Here is a 17,633-nt window from a genome sequence, read left to right on the forward strand (position 1 = left end):
AGCGGGGCGCAGGCTGGAGGCTGCGGAATAAGGCAGCGCCCGGCCGCGTGCAAGGGCGTCTGCTTGAGACTACCCCGGAACGCTCGGGGTGCGCCGGCCACAGCTTCGGCCCGCAGGCGGCCGAACGTCAAGGAGCCGTCGGCGCCTCGTAGCGCTCGACCTCGATCTGGTCCTCCCGCGCCCGGGCCCGGGCCACGTCGAAGGCGGCCTGAAGTCGAATCCAGGTTCCCGTCGTGGAGCCGAAGGCCTTCGCGAGCCGCACCGCCATGTCCGTCGAGATGCGCGCGTGGCCGTTCACGAGGTTGGAGAGCGCCTGCCGGCTCACGCCGAGCACTCGCGCGCCTTCCGTCACGCTGAGGCCGAGGGGTTCGAGGCAGGATACGCGAACCGCCTTGCCGGGGTTCGGCGGGCTCTTCATCGGCATCGTGGTTCTCCGTTCATCCAGTGGCAATCGAGGCTGCGGTCGTCGCGTTCATGGAAGCGCTTCAGCCCACGATGCCGGAAGCTCCGTATCATCGACCGTAGTGTAAAGTGTCTAGCGACACTAGGCAATTTGTCCAGGGTGTGTATTCGCTTGGGCTCGACGTCCGTACGATATTCTGCCGACGCTCGTCCTCCAGCGATCATCGGAAAACCATGGACGATTCATGACCAGTGCGCCGACACGCGGGATCCCGCCGGACGGGGCCCCTTCGTACTCCCGTCGACTCCGGCCCGGGACGGATGCCGACGTGGTCCCCATGCGCGGGCGCAACGCGGGGGTGCCGCTCGACCTCGATCTGATCCGGGCGCAGGCCGCCAACCGGAGCGCGATCGAACGCCGGGCCGCGACGCTGGGGAAGCGCCGCAGCATTAAGAAGGAGTGGCAGGCCGCCTGGCTCCTGCGCGCCGTGACGATGATCGACCTCACGACGCTCTCCGGCGACGACACCCCGGGGCGGGTGGCTCGCCTCGCCGCGAAGGCCCGCCAGCCCGTGCGTCCCGACCTGCTGCGCGCGCTGGGGGCTGAAGATCTCGGCCTGCGCGTGGCCTCCATCTGCGTCTACCCGACGATGGTGCCCGGCCGTCGTGGAAGCGCTCGCGGGCGACGACATCCCGGTGTGCGCGGTCGCCGCCGGCTTCCCTGCGGGGCTCACGCCGTTCAAGCAGCGCGTCGAGGAGATCCACGAGGCCGTCGAGGCCGGGGCGCGCGAGATCGACATCGTCATCACCCGCCGCCACGCGCTCACGGGCGACTGGGAGGCGCTGTACGACGAGGTCCGCGTCTTCCGCGAAGCGTGTGGCGGGGCGCACCTGAAGACGATCATGGCCACCGGCGAACTCGGCAGCCTGCGCAACGTCGCCCGCGCGAGCTGGACCTGCATGATGGCCGGGGCCGACTTCATCAAGACCTCGACCGGCAAGGAGAAGGTCAACGCGACGCTCCCGGTCGGACTCGTGATGGCGCGGGCGATCCGGGCCTACCGGCAGCTTTCCGGCTTCCATGTGGGCCTGAAGCCGGCCGGCGGCGTAGGGAAGGCCAGGCAGGCGCTGGAGTGGCTGATTCTCGTGAAGGAAGAACTGGGTGGAGCATGGCTCGACCGGTCGCTGTTCCGCTTCGGCGCGAGTTCGCTGCTCGCGGACATCGAACGCCAGCTGGAGCATCAGGTGACGGGGCGCTACTCCGCGTACCACCGGCACCCGCTGGGATGAGACCGGCGGTGAGGGTCGGGTTGAGAGAGGGTTGAGGGGAATGCCGAAGATCGCGGAACTGTTCGAGACGATGGAGTACGGTCCCGCCCCGGAGGCCGCGGACGAGGCGTGGGCGTGGATCTCCGAACGGGGTCCCCGCTTCGGCCACTACATCGGCGGGACCTGGTGCGAGCCCGCGGAGAGGGAGTTCTTCGCGACCCTCGATCCGAGCAACGAGGAGCAACTGGGGGAGGTCGCCCGGGGCGGCCCCGCCGATGTCGACCGCGCGGTGGCGGCGGCGCGGGCCGCGCAGAGTGCGTGGGAGGAGCTCGGGGGACACGGGCGGGCGCGCTATCTGTACGCGATCGCCCGCCACCTGCAGAAGCACTCCCGGCTCTTCGCCACGCTCGAGACGCTCGACAACGGGAAACCCATCCGCGAGTCACGGGACATCGACATCCCGCTCGTGGCGCGACACTTCTACCATCACGCGGGCTGGGCCCAGCTCATGGAGTCGGAACTGGCCGGCTACGAGCCGCTGGGGGTCGCGGGCCAGATCATCCCCTGGAACTTCCCGCTCCTCATGCTGGCGTGGAAGATCGCCCCCGCCCTCGCGACCGGGAACACCGTCGTCCTCAAGCCGGCCGAGTTCACCTCGCTGACCGCGCTCCGCTTCGCCGAACTCTGCGAGGAGATCGACCTGCCTCCGGGGGTCGTGAACATCGTGACCGGCGACGGCCGGACGGGCGCCGCCATCGTTGAACACCCGGACGTGGACAAGGTCGCCTTCACGGGCTCGACCGAGGTCGGGCGCATCATCCGGGAGACAACGGCGGGGACCGGCAAGAAGATCTCGCTCGAGCTGGGAGGGAAGTCGCCGTTCGTCGTGTTCGACGACGCGGATCTCGACAGCGTGGTCGAGGGCGTGGTGGACGCGATCTGGTTCAACCAGGGCCAGGTGTGCTGCGCAGGCTCGCGCATCCTCGCGCACGAGGGGATCGCCGACGCGCTCGCCGACCGCCTGCGCGCCCGCATGGAGACGCTCCGCATGGGCGATCCGCTCGACAAGGGCGTCGACATCGGGGCGATCATCGCGCCCGTCCAGTTGCAGAAGATCGAGTCGCTGGTGGAAGAGGGGCGGGAAGAGGGCGCCACGATCTGGCAGCCGTCCTGGAGCGTCCCCCGGGACGGATGGTTCTACCCGCCGACCCTCTGCACCGACGTGTCGCCCGCGGCGCGCATCGCCCAGGTCGAAATCTTCGGTCCCGTCGTGGTGCAGATGACGTTCCGGACGCCCGCGGAGGCCGTCGCGCTCGCAAACAACACGCGCTACGGCCTCGCGGCGAGCGTCTGGACCGAGAACGTGAACCTCGCCCTCGACATCGCCTCGCAGATCAAGGCCGGGACGGTGTGGATCAACTGCACGAACGTATTCGACGCCGCGTCGGGGTTCGGCGGCTACCGCGAGAGCGGGTTCGGCCGCGAGGGCGGTCGGGAGGGGCTCCGGGAATACGTCCGCCAGCGTCCGGAGCCCGTGGAGTCGGGCCCCGGGGACGACCCGGTGTCGCTGGGTGGCGGCGATGAGGGGGACTCGGACGAGGGGGCCCCCCGCCGCGCGCCGTCGGCTGCGGTCGACCGGACGGCCAAACTCTACATCGGGGGCCGGCAGGCCCGGCCCGACGGCGGGTACAGCCTGAAGGTCCTCGACCATCGGGGGCGCGCCGCGGGGGAAGTGGCCCGCGGGAACCGGAAGGACGCCCGTAACGCGGTGGAGGCGGCGCTCGCTACGGAGTGGGCGCGCACGACGGCCCACCTTCGGGCACAGATCCTCTACTACGCGGGCGAAAACCTCGATGCCCGCCGGGCGGCGTTCGAGGATCGGCTGCGCGCGCTCACCGGCTGCGACGCGGAAGCGGCGCGGCGCGAGGTCGAGGCGTCGGTGCGGCGCCTGTTCAGCTATGCTGCGTGGGCGGACAAGTGGGACGGCGCGGTCCACCGTACGCCCTTCCGCAACGTGACCCTCGCGATGCCCGAGCCTCTGGGCGTGATGGCGGTCGTCTGCCCGCCGGAGCCCGCCCTCCTCGGTTTCATCTCCGCCGTGATTCCGCCCGTCTCGCTGGGGAACTCCGTCGTCGCCGTCGCCTCGGAGCGCTGGCCCCTGCTGGCCACCGACTTCTACCAGGTGTTGGAGACTTCGGATGTGCCGGGAGGCGTCATCAACATCCTCACGGGTCTCGAGGAGGAACTGCGGCCGACCCTCGCCGCCCACGACGCGGTGGACGGGATGTGGTATTTCGGGACGCCGGACGGGGCCGCCGATGTGGAGCGGCGTTCGGCCTCCAACCTCAAGCGCACGTGGGTGAGCGCGGGTCGGGGTCGGGACTGGTTCGGGGCCGGGGCCGAAGGGCGCGAGTTCCTCCGTTACGCCTCGCAGATCAAGAACATCTGGGTCCCTTACGGAGAATAGGAGTCGTCTACGGATCGGCCCAGTGATCGAGGGGGCCGCGGCCGGAGCCGAGACCCGGCGCCTGGGCGATGGCGGCGTGCGTGAAGGCGAGTCCCCGCTCGATCGCCGGCTCGAGCGCGATTCCCGAGGCCAGCCCCGCCGTGATCGCGGCCGAGAGCGTGCAGCCGGTTCCGTGGGTTTCCGTCGTCGGAACGCGGGGGGTCCGCCACACCCGCTTGCCTTCTCCGTTCCGGAACAGGTCCACCACCTCATCACCCGCCAGGTGCCCGCCCTTGACCAGCACGGCGCCCGCTCCCCGCGCGAGGATGGCCGCGGCCGCCGCGGACATGTCGGCTTCGGTCCTGACGGGTTGTCCCGCGAGGATCTCGGCCTCGGGCAGGTTGGGCGTGACGAGAGCGGCGAGGGGCAGGAGTTCTTCCAGGATGGCATCGACGGCGGCCGGGTAGAGGAGCCGGTCGCCGCTCGTGGCCACCATCACCGGGTCGACGACCAGCGGTGCTTCGAAACCGTGCAGGCCAGCGACGACGGCCCGCACGATGTCCGCGTTGGCGAGCATCCCCGTCTTCGCGGCCGCCGGTGGCAGATCCGCCCGCACCGATTCGATCTGGCGCCGTACGATCGGCGGGTCGAGCGCCTGTACCGCCTGAACCCCGATCGTGTTCTGCGCGGTCACGGCAGTCACCGCACTCGTCCCGAACACGCCGAAGGTGTGGAAGGTCTTGAGATCGGCCTGGATCCCGGCTCCGCCCCCCGAGTCGCTCCCCGCGATCGTGAGTGCGGTGGCCCGCGCTGGCTTCTTCGGCATCACGTATCCGCTCCGCTTGGTTCGCTCCGGTGCGCCGGTTCCGCCGGCGCGATGACACTGCGTTGTGCCTCGCCGTAAAATAAGGGTATGCCGACGCGCGCGGAGATTAAGGCCTGGCGGTCGCTGCACCGCGGAAAGGGACGCCGGGAAACCGGGTGTTTCCTGGCGGAGGGGCGGCGGCTCGTCGGCGAGATGCTCGAGTGGCCGGGCCGCACGGTTGCGGTGCTGCACGCCGATGCGGCGGGCGGCGAACCGGCACTGGAGGTGCTGCTCGCGCACGCGGTGACGCGGGGTGTACGTACGGAAGCGGTGCCCGAAGCGATCATCCGGACGCTGGCCGATGCCGCCACGCCCCAGCCCATTCTCGCGATCGGCGAGGTGCCGGCGTACAGCTGGGATGACGTTGGCGGCGGCGCGATCGTGCTTCTCGACGGCGTGCAGGATCCGGGCAATGTCGGCACTCTCGTGCGCACCGCGCTCGCGCTCGGGGCCGCCGCCGTGATCGGCGTCGGGGAGGCCGCCGATCCCTGGGGGCCGAAGGCGCTGCGGGCCTCGGCGGGAGCGTCGTTCCGCGGCCCCGTCTTCCGGACGGACACCCGGGATGCCGTGGAGCGGCTGGCCGGGCGCGGGATCCCGATCTGGGTCGCCGCGGCAGGCGCCCCGCCGCTCGAGCGTCCACCGTCCGGGTCGGTTGCTCTCGCGCTGGGGAGCGAGGCGCGCGGCGTCTCGGCTCCCCTCCTCGCCGCCGCCCACCGCGTCGTCTCCCTGCCGCTCGCCCGGGGTGTGGAATCGCTGAACGTGGCCTCGGCGGGCGCCATCCTGCTCGATCGCATGCTGAGGCGGACGCCCGATTGACTGAAGCCGTGACCACGGGCGTGGCCGCACTGCTCGGCGCGGTGGCCGGCTCTTTCCTCAATGTGTGCATCGCGCGCATGCCCGCCGGGGACAGCGTCCTGCGCCCAGGCAGCCGTTGCCCGGCGTGCCACGCGACGATCCGCTGGCGCGACAACCTCCCCGTCCTCTCCTGGATCCTGCTGCGGGCGCGCTGTCGCGACTGCGGCGGCCGCATCTCCTGGCGCTACCCCGCGATCGAACTTGCAACGGCCCTCGCCTGGGGTGGCATGGTCTGGATGTACGGCACATCCGTCACCGCCCTGACGGGTGCGGTCCTGTTCACGCTCCTCCTCGCGATCGCGGTCATCGACGCGCGCCACTACGTGATCCCCGATCCCCTCTCGCTCGGCGGGTGCGCCGCGGGCCTCGCCCTCTCGGCGCTTCCGGGGTCGACGCCGCCGCTCGGGGCGATCGCGGGCGCGGTGCTCGGGTTCGGACTTCTCTACGTCGTGGCGTGGCTGGGCGAGAAGGCGTTCCGGAAGCCGGCGCTCGGAGGCGGCGACGTGAAGATGATGGCGATGGTGGGGGCGTTCCTCGGCCCCGGCGGCGCACTCCTCACGATCTTCCTGGGGTCCCTCGCCGGGTCCCTCGCCTTCGGTCCCGTCTCACTCAGGACGGGAAAGCCCGTGCCCTTCGGGACCTTCCTCGCGCTCGGCGCGGCGGTGGCATTCCTGTTCGGCGGCGTTCTCTTCGATTGGTATCTGCGCCTGTCGACACCTTGAGACGGTCGCGCGCGGAACACCTGTGTCCCTTGCTTGGGCGCTCTCTTCCCCGCACACCTGCTCGGCCGGCTGGTCTACTCGCTCATCGGCCAGGCCGACGCGGGGGGTAGCCGCGGGGAATGCTGCCCATGAGGCCACACAGGTCATGGTAGGTGGCGGAGTCCACCGGCAGCGTCCGCAGCGCCGCGTCCGTCGAGGCCCCGTCAAACTTGGCTTCACCGTAGATGATGTCGTTGACCACGCACCAGGTCGATGCCTTCCCGGCCTCCCGGGATGCCGGCGGGCCGGCTGCCTCCATTGCGGCGAGGAGGTAATCCAGGCCCCGGCCCTCGGGATCCGCCAGATAGATCGCGTATAGGTCTGAGCTGGCGCGCGGTCCGCTGGGCATGGATTCGTCAAAGTCCGCTGCTTGGGAGCGGGTGTAGATGGCGGCGATCGGATCGTTCGTCTCGTCCCCTGCCAAGCCGACCATGTGCCTCTCGTACAACCCCACGAGAAGGTCGAACGCGGGCTCGTATGGGACCCCCTCCTCCGGCACGACTGCCCGAATCAACGCAGAACGCGCATCGAACCGAACCCCAAAAGGGTATCCCGTGTCCGCCGCCAGGCGGACCAGCGACTGCGCGAGCGCGTCCAGCTCGGCTTGGGGCCGGGGCTCGAAAAGCTGCGTAAGCACGGCCGCGACCGGCGCGGCGGGGGAAGCCTCCGGATCGCGGCGTTCGACGAGCTGTCGGAGCGCGGTCTCCGGCGTCGGGATGCGCAGCTCTCCGCCCTCGTCCAGAACCATGGCCCACCGCTGGGCCCATGACTGAGGCCTGGCGTCCCCATCTCGCGCCTGTGCCGCAGCGGGCCACGGCGCCAAGGCGCTTTGGAGCACTGCCACAACCAACATCGCATCTCGCCTCATGCCTCAGCTCCTCGTCTACTGCAGAGAATCCCTCGCGCCGGACCCGTCACGGGCACGCCGTCCCGGTGTGGCCCAGAGCCGTCGGTCTGTCGAGCACCCAGCCTCCCGCCCATCGGTAGTGCCAGAACGGCGCGGCTGCGGTCGCCTCAGACACGTTGAAATCCATCCCTTCGCGCATAGCTCTCTCCACTTCGGTCAAGAGCATTCTAGCTTGCTCCGTGGCGGTTTCGAGTAACCCTTCGAGCCTTTCCAACTTGTCTCGAATATTCTGGGAGGCCCGGCAGCTCTCATACCTCGATGCGTGCTGCTCCTCGTGCTGCTTAACGGGATCATGGAACGACGAACGGGCCGTCCCGGTGCCACATTCCTCGTTCACCTCGTAAACCGTGGCCGGATCGCCCAGTTGCGCGTGGTTCCCGCAATGCTGCCGGAGTTCGTGCGCCGTCACGACGCCAGTAGTCTCATAAGCCCAGGGTCGTTCCGGGTTGGTCGGCTTAAGATCCGGATGTATGTAGAACTGCGCGACTATGGTCTCCGCCGGCCAGGAGATGTAGCGCGTGCCCTGCCACGGTCCCGTTCCCGAGCCCGCAACCAGCCCCGGGATGTTGACGGCGAACCGCCCCCATTCGTCACTTGCCCAAGATTCTGTGTGCGGAGTAGCGTACACAGGAATGGTACCTGCAGCAGGAAAGGCCCACATCCCTGCCCCCACCTCGACGATCCCGGTCATCGTCGTGTCGGCGACTTCCGGTCCCGAGATGCTGACGGTCATGCTGATCGTGCTCGTGGCCGTTCCCTCCCAACTGGTGAAGTCCTCTTCGGTATCGGCGGGGCGCGCCACGCCCGCTCCCGTCACCCAGGCGTAGTTGAGGTCGGAGAGCGTCACGGCGGTGTCGGTCGTCGTCACGTAGCAACCCCCGGTTGAGCCACGCGGCGGTGAGTTGCAGTTCAAGTTGAACGCCACCACCCTGGATCCCTCGTCGCCGTCGTCGCCGCCCTTGGGGTTGGTCCCGCCGAGACCGATGGGGAAGCCCGTGCCCTTCGGGACCTTCCTCGCCCTCGGCGCGATCATGGCATTCCTATTCGGGGACACCCTCTTCGATTGGTATCTGCGCCTCCGGATTCCGATGGCCAATCCGTCGTAAGATTCCGGGTCTCTCTCCGGCGTCCCGGATCTGGAGGCGAAGATGCAGCCAGCTAAGGCGCGTGACGGGGCGCTGGTCCCCAATAGGGTCTGGGCCCGCAACCAAGCCGCATCTTACATGATCCCAGGATAACAGAGCTCCTTGAACACCTCGGGATCGGGCGGATCGGCGACGTCGTCGGGCCTGCGGGGGCGGGTGGCTCCGGGCTCGTACATGAGGAACCGTCCCGCCTCGCACCACACGGACGGGTTGTAGGGTTTCGGGCACTCCGGCAGCGCGAGCCACGCCTCATGCCCCTCCTTGGAGCTAGCCGTGATCTCCCCATCCGGGCCCATGACCAACGGGACCAACCCCCGGCGGCACACTGGGGGCGGAAGCGGCTCGCTCGCCTCGAACAGGGCGCGCACGTAGTCCCGGCCCCGCCCCTCGGGGTCAGCCGAGTAAACACTGATGAGGGCCCCAACCAGTCCGGAAGCGGCGAGCGCGGGGCCCGTGCGATAAGCCTCGCGGAACGGATCGTCCCCGCCGCCGGCCAGCAGCCGGGCCGCGCGCGTATCGTAAACGCGCACCAGCGCGTCGAACGCCTCCGGGTAGGGCGTGCCCCGCAGGTAGGATGCGTGGCGCTGCGCCGTCGACAGCGTGGCGTAGGCCTTGGATCGGACCAGGTACTGGTCGGACGAGTACTCCGCGTCGATCAGCAGAATGTCGGCGAGGGCGTCCACCAGCGCCTCCTGCTCCGCCTGCGTGCGGGGACCGTGCTCCTCCCTCAGCAACGCGACGGCGGGCGAGTTGTCCGGGTCCGGATCGTTCAGCAGGCTCCAATCGCCGCGTAGCGCCCGCAGCGCCTCGTCCGTGGTCGGCACCCGCCAGCCTCCTCCCTCGTCCAGCACGAGCCCCGGCGCCCACGCCCGCCCCCGCTCCCCGGGCTCCCGCTCCTGCGCCGGTAACGCTTCCGGCGCGAGAAGCCCGGTCCACGCGACCGCCGCCAATACTCTCCAAATCGATCCCGTAGCCATGTGCCCTCCTCCTCCGAATGGTCCGCTGGTCGCCGGCGCCGAAGTGCACTGCGGAGACTTCGGACTACCGGCAGGGACCCGCACGGTGCCCTTGGATGGGGAGCGTGAGGTACACCCAGGTTGTCCCGCGGCCGCCGCGCTGCGTGGGGGTTACGCCCGGCGTATAGTCCCAATAATCCCACACGAGCTGGCTGGTGAAGCCCGCAACGGCGCCGCCAGTGGAGCCCAAGACCTTGTCCCTATAATACGTGCGCCATGCACGCTCCAAGTCCTGTTTCAACGTCTGCCGGTCGCCGCTTACGAGGGTCTCCATGTCCGCTTGGTCCCCTCTCGCCGCCTGGGCGCTAAGGCAGGCGGCGATGGCGTCTTGGTGGTCATTCTCGTGCCCGATCAAATCCCTCTCGAACGCTGTCAGGTTCGGCCCCGAACCGCAATTCGTGTTCACCGTGACGAGGTTCGCGCGGGCGGGCAGGGCAGTGGCATGGCAATGCTGGTTTGCGGGGAGCAGGTTCGCGCCCGGGTATCCACGGTCCTGCGGGTCCAGGTCGTTGTGGACTACGATCGTGGCCGGAATCGTCAGGCTGCCCACGCCATGCTGGCCGGCCCACGGACCGCTACCGTCAAAGACGGCGTCGTCGGTGAGCGCCGACGTGTGTGTGGGGGGTTCGTACATGCCGAACGTGCCGTCCGTCCAGGTACCCGTATACGAGACTGAGGAACTCAGCGACACCACCGACGAGGTGCGTGCAGTCACCTCGACGATCCCGGTCATCGTCGTGTCGGCGACTTCCGGTCCCGAGATGCTGACCGTCATGCTGAGCGTGCTCGTGGCTCTTCCCTCCCACCTGGTGTAGTCCGTTCGGCCCCCTATGGGGCGCGACACGCCCGCTCCGGTCCGCCAGGCATAGGTAAGGTCGGCAAGCGTCACGGCCGTGTCGGTCGTCGTAACGCGGCAACCTCCGGTCGAGCCACGGCTCGGTGACGAGCAGTTCAATCGGAACGCCGCGACCCTGGATCCCTCGTCGCCGTCGTCGCCGCCCTTGGGGTTGGTCCCGCCGAGACCGATGCGGCCCGTGCCCGGATTCCGGGGAGGGATAAGGGTCCCCCATTCCGTGCCCTCGCCGACGAAGTTTAGCACGCAGTCGTCTTCAAATACATCATAGTCCAACCCGACCGGGCACGTCCGTCCCGTCGTCACGAGGATCTCCTTCATCTGGGCAGGTTCGCACTCCGTTTCGGGTTCGGGGTCGTAGCAGCCCTCGCGCTGCGCCGCGAGCAATGATCGGGGCGCGGCCCAGCCCGACGCCAGCCTCCAGAGCTCAGCCCACGGTCCGCCCCCCGACGGTCGCGCCGAGGCCCACACCTTGTCGGGCAGCGGAATCCCCACGTCCTTGAGAATCGCCTTCACGCTCCCGGTCGCCTCCTGACTCGCGCGCTCGGTCCCGGGGAGCAGGCAAACGGCCAGAACGGCCACCCGCTCGGGAAGCACCTCCTTGCCACCGTCGGACTTGGGCCGGCTCACGGTAACCAGCACCTTGTATTGCTGGCCCCACACCTCGTCGGTGTCACCCTTCGCCTCGGGGCTGAACTCCAGCACGTACTTCCGGGAGACGTAGCTTCCCGTGGCGGTCCCGAAGTAGAACTCGCACCCCGGCCCGCCGATCCCCTGGATGACCGTCTGCCACGACGGCAGACTGTCCACATCGGCGCTGAGCCCGGCCTGCGACACGACCGGTGCCCGGGCCGACGCATCCCCACCGGTGGGGGCGGGCTCCCAAAAAAAGTCGGAGCACCCCAGGAGTCCTGCCCCCGATGCTCCCGCCACAAGGAATGCCTGCCCGATCCGCAGCCTGAAACGCGGAGGCGCTTCTCGTGGCACTGAAAGTCGGGAGGGACGACGGCGAAACGACGAGGAGAGACCAGCGCGCGGCCACCTGAACATCCATCCTCCCGGGCAGAAGGGGACTCACGCCCGGGACTCACGCCCGGGACTCACGCCCGGGACTCACGCCCGGGACTCACGCCCGGGACTCACGCCCGGGACTCACGCCCGGGACTCACGCCCGGGACTCACGCCCGGGACTCACGCCCGAAGATGCTGCGACAGGCCCCCCTCAAACAAGGGAACGGACAGGGGACGACCGGAGCGGGATCGATGAGAAGACCAGGTGGGCCGGGATCCGCCGGACGGATGCCGCGCTAATCGCGGCGGATCCGGGCTCGCGTCACCTGCGTGTCGGTGCTCGCCACGACCTGGATCCGCACATCGCCGTGCTCGACCACCTCTCCCGCCTCGGGCACCCGGCCCAGCTCGCCCAGAAGGAAGCCGTTCAGCGACCGGTGCTCGGCCACGGGGAACGACGTGTCGAAAAAGTCGTTGATCTCCCGCAGTTCGGCGCCGCCATCCACCGCGATCTCGTCCCGCCGCAGCTGGATGATGGGCTCCGGCGGTACATCCGTTTCGTCGACAATGTCGCCGACCAGCTCCTCGAGGATGTCCTCGAGCGTCACGAGCCCGTCGAGCCCGCCGTGTTCATCCACCACGAGCCCCATGTGCACGCGCCGCGCGCGGAACTGCTCGAGCAGTTCGATGAGAATGATCGTGTCCGGCACGAAGTAGGGTTCGCGGGCGAAGCTGGAGAGCGTCAGGTTCCGCCGGCCGCCGAGAAGCGCTTGGTACGCCTCGGTGCGGTACAGCACGCCGGTCACGTCATCGAGCGACTCGCCGTACACCGGGATCCGGCTGAAGCGCACGTCCGCCAGTGCCTCCGCGATGTCTCCGAGCCTGCGCGAATCCTCCCAGCCAGGATGTCGACGCGGGGCGTCATGATCTCCCGGGCACGCAGACGGTCGAGAGTGAACACCCGGTCGATGAACTGCCGTTCTCAACGTGTGCATCTCCCGCATGCCCGCCGGCGAGAGCGTGGTCCGCCCGCGCAGCCGCTGCCCGGCCTGCGGCGCGACGGTCCGCTGGTTCGACAACATCCCCGTCGTCTCCTGGGTGCTCCTGCGCGCGAGGTGCCGCGACTGTGCGGCCCGGATCTCCTGGCGCTACCCGGCGGTCGAACTCGCCACGCTGGGCATCTGGGTCGGCATGGCGTGGCAGTACGGGGCGTCGGCCGCCGCCCTCGGCGGCGCGGTCCTGTTCACGCTGCTGCTCGGGATCGCGGTCACCGACGCCTTGCACTACGTGATCCCCGATCCGCTCTCCCTCGGCGGGCTCGCGTCGGGGCTCGCCGCGTCGCTCCTGCCGGGCCTCACGACGCCGCTCGCCGCGGCCGGCGGCGCGGCATTCGGCTTCGGGCTCCTGTTCGTCGTGGGACGCCTCGGCGAGAAGGTTCTCGGAAAACCCGCCCTCGGCGGAGGCGACGTGAAGCTGATCGCGATGGTCGGGGCCTTCCTGGGCCCGGCCGGCGTCCTCCTCACCATCTTCCTGGGTGCGCTGGCCGGCTCCGTCGTCTTCGGGCCGGTCTCGCTCCGGACCGGGAAGCCGGTTCCGTTCGGGACGTTCCTCGCTCTCGGCGCCGCCGTCTCGTTCCTGTTCGGCGATGCGCTGATCGACGCCTATCTGCGCCTCGCCACGTCCGCGAGCGGGTGACGGGGAGCGGCTGGCCGCGCCCGCCGATCCGGGCGGCTAGCGCCGGCGGATGCGTGCGCGGGTCACCTGCGTGTCGGTGGTCTCGACCACATGGATCCGCACGTCGCCGTGATCCAGGACCTCGCCCGCTTCCGGAACCCGTCCGAGTTCACCGAGCAGAAACCCGTTGAGGGAGCGGTGCTCGAGCACCGGGAACGAAGTTCCGAAAAAGTGGTTGATCTCCCGAAGTTCCGTCGCCCCGTCCGCGAGGATTTCGTTCCGGCCGAGCGCGACGATCGACTCCCCCGGCTCGTCCGTCTCGTCCTCGATGTCGCCGACGACTTCCTCCAGGATGTCCTCCATCGTCACGAGTCCGTCGAGCCCGCCGTGTTCGTCGACGACCAGCGCCATGTGCACCCGGCGCGCCCGGAACTGCTCCAAAAGTTCGATCAGGGTGATCGTCTCGGGCACGAAGTAGGGTTCCCGGGCGAGCTTCGAGAGCGGGACATCCCGCTGCCCGTCGAGGAGCGCCCGGTACGCCTCGGTCCGGTACAGCACGCCCGTGACGTCATCCAGCGAGTCGCCGTACACGGGGATCCGGCTGAAGCGGAGGTCGGACAGTTCGTCCTCGATGTCGCCGAGGCGGCGCGAGTCCTCCCACGCGAGGATGTCGACCCGCGGGGTCATGATCTCCCTCGCACGCAGCCGGTCCAGGGTGAACACCCGGTCGATGAACTGGCGCTCGTGCGCCTCGATGTCGCCCGCCTGCTGGCCGAGGCGCGCCATGGCGCGGATCTCCCACTCGCTCACGTGCGTGGCCGACTCGGCCTCGGGAAGCACCCGCCCGACGAGCCATTCCAGGGGTAGCACCACCGGCAGGAGGAAACGGCCGAGCCCCCCGATGAAGGGAGCGGCGAGGAGGGACAGGCGTTCCGCGTTGCGCGCCGCGAAGCTCTTCGGCGTGATCTCCCCGAAGATGAGGACGAGAAGCGTCATCACGCCCGTGGCGAGACCCACCCCGGCGGAGCCGAACAGCTCGGTCGCGGTGTAGGTGGCGACGGCGGCGGCGCCGATGTTGGCGACGTTGTTCCCGATCAGGATCGTGATGAGGAGCCGCTCGGGGTGCTGTTTCAGCTTCTCGAGCGAGCGCGACCCGGGGCGCCGCTCCTGCGCGAGCGCCCGGACCCTCGTTTCACCGAGCGAAAAGAGCGCGATCTCGGTGCCGGAGAAGAAGCCCGACAGCACGAGGAGGAGCGCGAGGAGCGCGAGGGTGCCGATCACCGGTGTCGTACCCCGGCGGCTCGCGGCGGGATCCCGCGTTGCGCCGCCTGTTCACGACCCGGCGGTGAGGCGCCCGTACTGTCGGTTTCGTCCAAGTTCTACCAGCTGCGGCTGTGCTCGATCAACTCCGCGACGATGTCGTCCGCGGTCCGCCCCTCGGCCTCGGCCTCGAAGCCCGGCACGACCCGATGCCTGAGGACGGCGGGCGCCACGGCCCTCACGTCGTCGAGATTCGGTACCGGCCGGCCATCGAGTACCGCGCGGGCCTTCGCGGCGAGCACGGTGTGCTGGGAGGCCCGCGGCCCCGCGCCCCAGCTGACCATTCTGCGCACGAAATCCGGGGACGATTCCTCCCGCGGCCGGGTGGCTCGCGCCAGACGTACCGCGTAGTCGACGACGGATGGCGAGGCAGGTACCCGCTGCACCAGCGCCTGATAGTCGAGGAGCTGGCCCGCGTTCACGACCGGGTTCACGCTCGCCGGCGCTCCGCTCGACCCCATGTCCGCGATGACCGACTCCTCCTCGGCCGTCGGGTAGCCGATCCGTAGCTCGAACATGAAGCGGTCGAGTTGCGCTTCCGGCAGCGGGTACGTGCCCTCCTGCTCGATCGGATTCTGCGTCGCGAGCACGAAGAACGGCCGGCCGAGGGGAAAGGTCTCGCTCCCGACCGTGACCTCGCCCTCCTGCATCGCCTGCAGAAGCGCGGCCTGGGTCTTGGGCGGCGTGCGGTTGATCTCGTCCGCCAGAATCACGTCGGCGAAGATCGGCCCCCGGACAAAGGCGAAATGGCGCTGGCCGGTGCGCTGGTCATCCTGAAGGACCTCCGTCCCGGTGATGTCGGAGGGCATCAGGTCGGGCGTGAACTGGATGCGGCTGAACTCCAGGTGGAGGGCCTCCGCGAGGGTGGAGACGAGGAGAGTCTTGGCGAGTCCGGGGACGCCCACGAGAAGGGCGTGCCCGTCGGCCAGAAGCGTGATGAGGAGCTTCTCGACGACCTCCCGCTGGCCGATGATCCGCTTTCCGACTTCCCCCTCGAGCTTCAGGCGTGCGTCACCCAGTTCCCGGAGAAGCCGAACGTCATCTGTCTCGACTCTGCGACCGGCTTCCAACTCGTTCGGCTCCAGGGCGCGAGTGGACGGGAAGGGTCGCCGGCGGCCCCTGCCGGCGAGGCCGTTTCGGGGTGGGCGAGGAACCCTCAATATGGTCGCAGCAACGTAGGCTTTCTCTGCCCAGCGTCAAGCGAAACCGGCATTGCGAAATTTTTCACAAGCGGACAGATTGCGCTCGCGAAATTTTTCACAAGCGGTGGCGGCGCGGCGCGGGCGATGGAGATGTCACCCCATGCGACAGCCGTATCGCGGGTCGGCGAACCGGCCGGAACCTGAAGAACCCGAGGAGGGCGCCGCACGCCTGTACGCGAAGGCGGCGGGCAGCGAGTTCGCGAGCCTCGGCATCGCCATGGGCCTGGCGATCGCGCTCCTCGCCGTCGGCGGCAACTGGCTGGATGGCCGTCTCGGGACCGCACCCCTCTTCGTGCTCCTCGGCGTGTTCTCGGGGTTCGCGGGGAGTTGCTACAGCCTGTTCGGCCGGCTGGCGGCCCGGCGCGCGGCGTCGGTGGCCGATGAGGCCGACGAGACGGACTCAGGCGCTTGAGCGGCCGCCGAGGCGGGCCGTCGCGCGGCCGGCTGATGTACGCGCTGGTCACGCTGGGGCTGGCCGCGGTGGCCGCGGCCCTGGCCGGCGGGGGCGATCGCGCGTGGGGTATCGCCACGGCCTGGGTGATCCAGGTCGCGGCGATGGGACCGCTGGACCGGGCGCTGGTCGCCGGACGGAAGGCAACGAAGCCCTGGCTGGGCGGGATCGCCCTCCGCGCGGGAGGGCTGATCGTGACGGCGGGGCTGGCATGGTCCGCGGCGGCCACCCCCGACCTGCCGATCGCTTACGCGATCGCGGTGTTGGTGCTGTTGTGGGGCGAGGCCATTCGACTCACGCGCGGGCTCAGGCGAGCCGGTGAGGCGGGGGGCCGGACGGACGAACTCGACACGGAACGAAAGACCGGATGAACCCGGTACTCGATAGATCGATGACCCCCTCCGGGAAGCTGGCGGGTTGGGTGCAGGAGCATGCCCCCGCGGCGGTCGCTGCGGCCCAGGAACACGGCGAGGCCGCGGCGGCGGGCGCGCACGCCCCCGAGGAGTGGGGCACCGACGTCATGATGCACCACGTCGTGGACTCGAACGTGTGGGAGTTCGGGCCCTTCGGCGAGATCCATCTCCCGGAGTTCCCCCCGCTGCATGTCGGCGGCCTCGAGATCGACCTCTCGATCACGAAGCATGTTCTGTTCCTCATGTTCGCGACCGTCCTCACCATCATCACGATGTTCATCGCCGCCCGTTCGACGCGGCGACTGGAGGAGGGCGAGAAGGCGCCGGGAGGGCTGCTCAACGGGATCGAGGCCTTCTATCTCTACCTGAGGGATGACATCGTCATGGCCAACATCGGCCGTGGCGGCGAGAGGTTCGTCCCGCTCGTCATCACCCTCTTCTTCTTCATCCTGTATGCGAACCTGCTCGGTCTCATCCCCTTCGGCGCGACGGCGACGGGGAACATCATGGTCACGGCGGCGCTGGCCATCATCGCGCTCGTCGTGATCGAGACGGCGGGTTTCGTAGCCCTGGGGCCGGTGGGCTACGCGAAGACGGTGTTCTTCCTGCCGCCGGGGCTGCCGACGGCGCTGAAGCCGCTCATGCTGATCATCATGGCCCCGGTCGAGTTGATCGCGAAGTTCTCGAAGATCATGGCGCTCGCGATCCGGCTGTTCGCCAACATGACGGCGGGTCACTTCGCCCTCCTCGCCTTCATGGGGCTCATCCTGACGTACGGGCCGATGGTGGGCGAGGATGGGGTCTTCGGGCTCGCGGTCGGCGGCGCGACGATCCTGGGGTCGTTGGGCCTCGCGCTGTTCGTGATGATGCTCGAGATCTTCATCTCGCTTCTGCAGGCGTACATCTTCGCGATGCTGACGTCGGTGTTCATTGGGTTGATCCGCCACGCACACTGATCCGCGAGGCGACTCGCGAAACTCCCGCGCCGGAGGTGCGCGGACTGAACGGGGGCGTCGTCCGGACCCCCGACAGGGAAAGGAAAC

Annotated in this window: 16 protein-coding genes and 1 pseudogene; 8 read left to right on the plus strand and 9 right to left on the minus strand. The window is 69.3% G+C overall.

Features of this window, described 5'->3' with window-relative positions:
• Positions 1 to 127: 127 nt before the first annotated feature.
• Positions 128 to 424, minus strand: a complete 297-nt coding sequence (locus tag ACOQPP_RS18205; protein ID WP_419167362.1) for a HigA family addiction module antitoxin — start codon at positions 422 to 424, stop codon at positions 128 to 130.
• A 316-nt stretch (positions 425 to 740) separates the two neighbouring features.
• Here ACOQPP_RS18205 and deoC point away from each other — a divergent pair.
• Positions 741 to 1,692: pseudogene (gene deoC / locus ACOQPP_RS18210) on the plus strand (deoxyribose-phosphate aldolase).
• Between the two features lie 40 nt (positions 1,693 to 1,732).
• Positions 1,733 to 4,138, plus strand: a complete 2,406-nt coding sequence (locus ACOQPP_RS18215) for an aldehyde dehydrogenase family protein (RefSeq protein ID WP_419167361.1) — start codon at positions 1,733 to 1,735, stop codon at positions 4,136 to 4,138.
• A 7-nt stretch (positions 4,139 to 4,145) separates the two neighbouring features.
• Here ACOQPP_RS18215 and thiD read toward each other — a convergent pair whose 3' ends face one another.
• Positions 4,146 to 4,943 carry a bifunctional hydroxymethylpyrimidine kinase/phosphomethylpyrimidine kinase gene (gene thiD / locus ACOQPP_RS18220; RefSeq protein ID WP_419167360.1) on the minus strand — a complete coding sequence of 266 codons (798 nt, stop codon included), beginning with the start codon at positions 4,941 to 4,943 and terminating at the stop codon, positions 4,146 to 4,148.
• Between the two features lie 87 nt (positions 4,944 to 5,030).
• On the opposite strand from thiD, the gene ACOQPP_RS18225 reads away from it, so the two are divergent.
• Both ACOQPP_RS18225 and ACOQPP_RS18230 read left to right on the plus strand, forming a co-directional pair.
• Complete coding sequence (locus ACOQPP_RS18225) at positions 5,031 to 5,798, plus strand: TrmH family RNA methyltransferase (RefSeq protein ID WP_419167359.1); 768 nt, start codon at positions 5,031 to 5,033, stop codon at positions 5,796 to 5,798.
• Positions 5,795 to 6,559: a prepilin peptidase gene (locus ACOQPP_RS18230; protein WP_419167358.1), complete on the plus strand. Its 765-nt coding sequence runs from the start codon at positions 5,795 to 5,797 to the stop codon at positions 6,557 to 6,559. The genes ACOQPP_RS18225 and ACOQPP_RS18230 overlap by 4 nt, the downstream gene beginning before the upstream one ends.
• An 82-nt stretch (positions 6,560 to 6,641) precedes the next feature.
• Here the strand turns inward: ACOQPP_RS18230 and ACOQPP_RS18235 are convergent, their stop codons facing one another.
• The 5 genes from ACOQPP_RS18235 to ACOQPP_RS18255 all read right to left on the minus strand — a co-directional run bounded on the left by ACOQPP_RS18235 (position 6,642) and on the right by ACOQPP_RS18255 (position 12,381).
• Positions 6,642 to 7,346, minus strand: a complete 705-nt coding sequence (locus ACOQPP_RS18235) for a hypothetical protein (RefSeq protein ID WP_419167357.1) — start codon at positions 7,344 to 7,346, stop codon at positions 6,642 to 6,644.
• Between the two features lie 166 nt (positions 7,347 to 7,512).
• On the minus strand, positions 7,513 to 8,538 hold the full coding sequence (locus ACOQPP_RS18240; protein ID WP_419167356.1) for a hypothetical protein: 1,026 nt from the start codon (positions 8,536 to 8,538) through the stop codon (positions 7,513 to 7,515).
• Between the two features lie 186 nt (positions 8,539 to 8,724).
• A complete protein-coding gene (locus ACOQPP_RS18245) occupies positions 8,725 to 9,627 on the minus strand; it encodes a hypothetical protein (protein WP_420637120.1) in 903 nt (300 codons plus the stop codon).
• Positions 9,628 to 9,691: 64 nt separating this feature from the next.
• Positions 9,692 to 11,356, minus strand: a complete 1,665-nt coding sequence (locus tag ACOQPP_RS18250) for a hypothetical protein (RefSeq protein WP_419167354.1) — start codon at positions 11,354 to 11,356, stop codon at positions 9,692 to 9,694.
• Positions 11,357 to 11,826: 470 nt separating this feature from the next.
• The gene (locus ACOQPP_RS18255) at positions 11,827 to 12,381 is read right to left on the minus strand and encodes a transporter associated domain-containing protein (protein WP_419167353.1); all 555 of its coding nucleotides are present in this window, start codon (positions 12,379 to 12,381) and stop codon (positions 11,827 to 11,829) included.
• Positions 12,382 to 12,517: 136 nt separating this feature from the next.
• Here ACOQPP_RS18255 and ACOQPP_RS18260 point away from each other — a divergent pair, with 136 nt between their 5' ends.
• On the plus strand, positions 12,518 to 13,225 hold the full coding sequence (locus tag ACOQPP_RS18260) for a prepilin peptidase (protein ID WP_419167352.1): 708 nt from the start codon (positions 12,518 to 12,520) through the stop codon (positions 13,223 to 13,225).
• A gap of 36 nt (positions 13,226 to 13,261) precedes the next feature.
• On the opposite strand, the gene ACOQPP_RS18265 is transcribed toward ACOQPP_RS18260, so the two are convergent.
• Together ACOQPP_RS18265 and ACOQPP_RS18270 are read right to left on the minus strand one after the other, a co-directional pair.
• The gene (locus ACOQPP_RS18265; protein ID WP_420637121.1) at positions 13,262 to 14,485 is read right to left on the minus strand and encodes a hemolysin family protein; all 1,224 of its coding nucleotides are present in this window, start codon (positions 14,483 to 14,485) and stop codon (positions 13,262 to 13,264) included.
• A 98-nt stretch (positions 14,486 to 14,583) separates the two neighbouring features.
• On the minus strand, positions 14,584 to 15,594 hold the full coding sequence (locus ACOQPP_RS18270) for an AAA family ATPase (protein ID WP_419167350.1): 1,011 nt from the start codon (positions 15,592 to 15,594) through the stop codon (positions 14,584 to 14,586).
• Positions 15,595 to 15,826: 232 nt separating this feature from the next.
• Here ACOQPP_RS18270 and ACOQPP_RS18275 point away from each other — a divergent pair, with 232 nt between their 5' ends.
• The 3 genes from ACOQPP_RS18275 to atpB are packed head-to-tail and all read left to right on the plus strand — an operon-like array spanning position 15,827 to position 17,546.
• Positions 15,827 to 16,138 carry an AtpZ/AtpI family protein gene (locus ACOQPP_RS18275; RefSeq protein WP_419167349.1) on the plus strand — a complete coding sequence of 104 codons (312 nt, stop codon included), beginning with the start codon at positions 15,827 to 15,829 and terminating at the stop codon, positions 16,136 to 16,138.
• The gene (locus ACOQPP_RS18280; RefSeq protein WP_419167348.1) at positions 16,135 to 16,548 is read left to right on the plus strand and encodes a hypothetical protein; all 414 of its coding nucleotides are present in this window, start codon (positions 16,135 to 16,137) and stop codon (positions 16,546 to 16,548) included. The genes ACOQPP_RS18275 and ACOQPP_RS18280 overlap by 4 nt, the downstream gene beginning before the upstream one ends.
• A 20-nt stretch (positions 16,549 to 16,568) precedes the next feature.
• Complete coding sequence (atpB, locus tag ACOQPP_RS18285; RefSeq protein ID WP_419167347.1) at positions 16,569 to 17,546, plus strand: F0F1 ATP synthase subunit A; 978 nt, start codon at positions 16,569 to 16,571, stop codon at positions 17,544 to 17,546.
• Positions 17,547 to 17,633: the final 87 nt, after the last annotated feature.

It is taken from the genome of Candidatus Palauibacter sp. (genome assembly GCF_965222475.1).
Lineage (GTDB): Bacteria > Gemmatimonadota > Gemmatimonadetes > Palauibacterales > Palauibacteraceae > Palauibacter.

What these genes read in the sequence shown, in the direction of transcription:
- ACOQPP_RS18205 (WP_419167362.1), bottom strand. Translation starts at nt 424, where the DNA reads ATGCCGATGAAGAGCCCGCCGAACCCCGGCAAGGCGGTTCGCGTATCC.
- ACOQPP_RS18215 (WP_419167361.1), top strand. Translation starts at nt 1,733, where the DNA reads ATGCCGAAGATCGCGGAACTGTTCGAGACGATGGAGTACGGTCCCGCC.
- thiD (WP_419167360.1), bottom strand. Translation starts at nt 4,943, where the DNA reads ATGCCGAAGAAGCCAGCGCGGGCCACCGCACTCACGATCGCGGGGAGC.
- ACOQPP_RS18225 (WP_419167359.1), top strand. Translation starts at nt 5,031, where the DNA reads ATGCCGACGCGCGCGGAGATTAAGGCCTGGCGGTCGCTGCACCGCGGA.
- ACOQPP_RS18235 (WP_419167357.1), bottom strand. Translation starts at nt 7,346, where the DNA reads ATGGTTCTGGACGAGGGCGGAGAGCTGCGCATCCCGACGCCGGAGACC.
- ACOQPP_RS18240 (WP_419167356.1), bottom strand. Translation starts at nt 8,538, where the DNA reads ATGATCGCGCCGAGGGCGAGGAAGGTCCCGAAGGGCACGGGCTTCCCC.
- ACOQPP_RS18245 (WP_420637120.1), bottom strand. Translation starts at nt 9,627, where the DNA reads ATGGCTACGGGATCGATTTGGAGAGTATTGGCGGCGGTCGCGTGGACC.
- ACOQPP_RS18275 (WP_419167349.1), top strand. Translation starts at nt 15,827, where the DNA reads ATGCGACAGCCGTATCGCGGGTCGGCGAACCGGCCGGAACCTGAAGAA.
- atpB (WP_419167347.1), top strand. Translation starts at nt 16,569, where the DNA reads ATGACCCCCTCCGGGAAGCTGGCGGGTTGGGTGCAGGAGCATGCCCCC.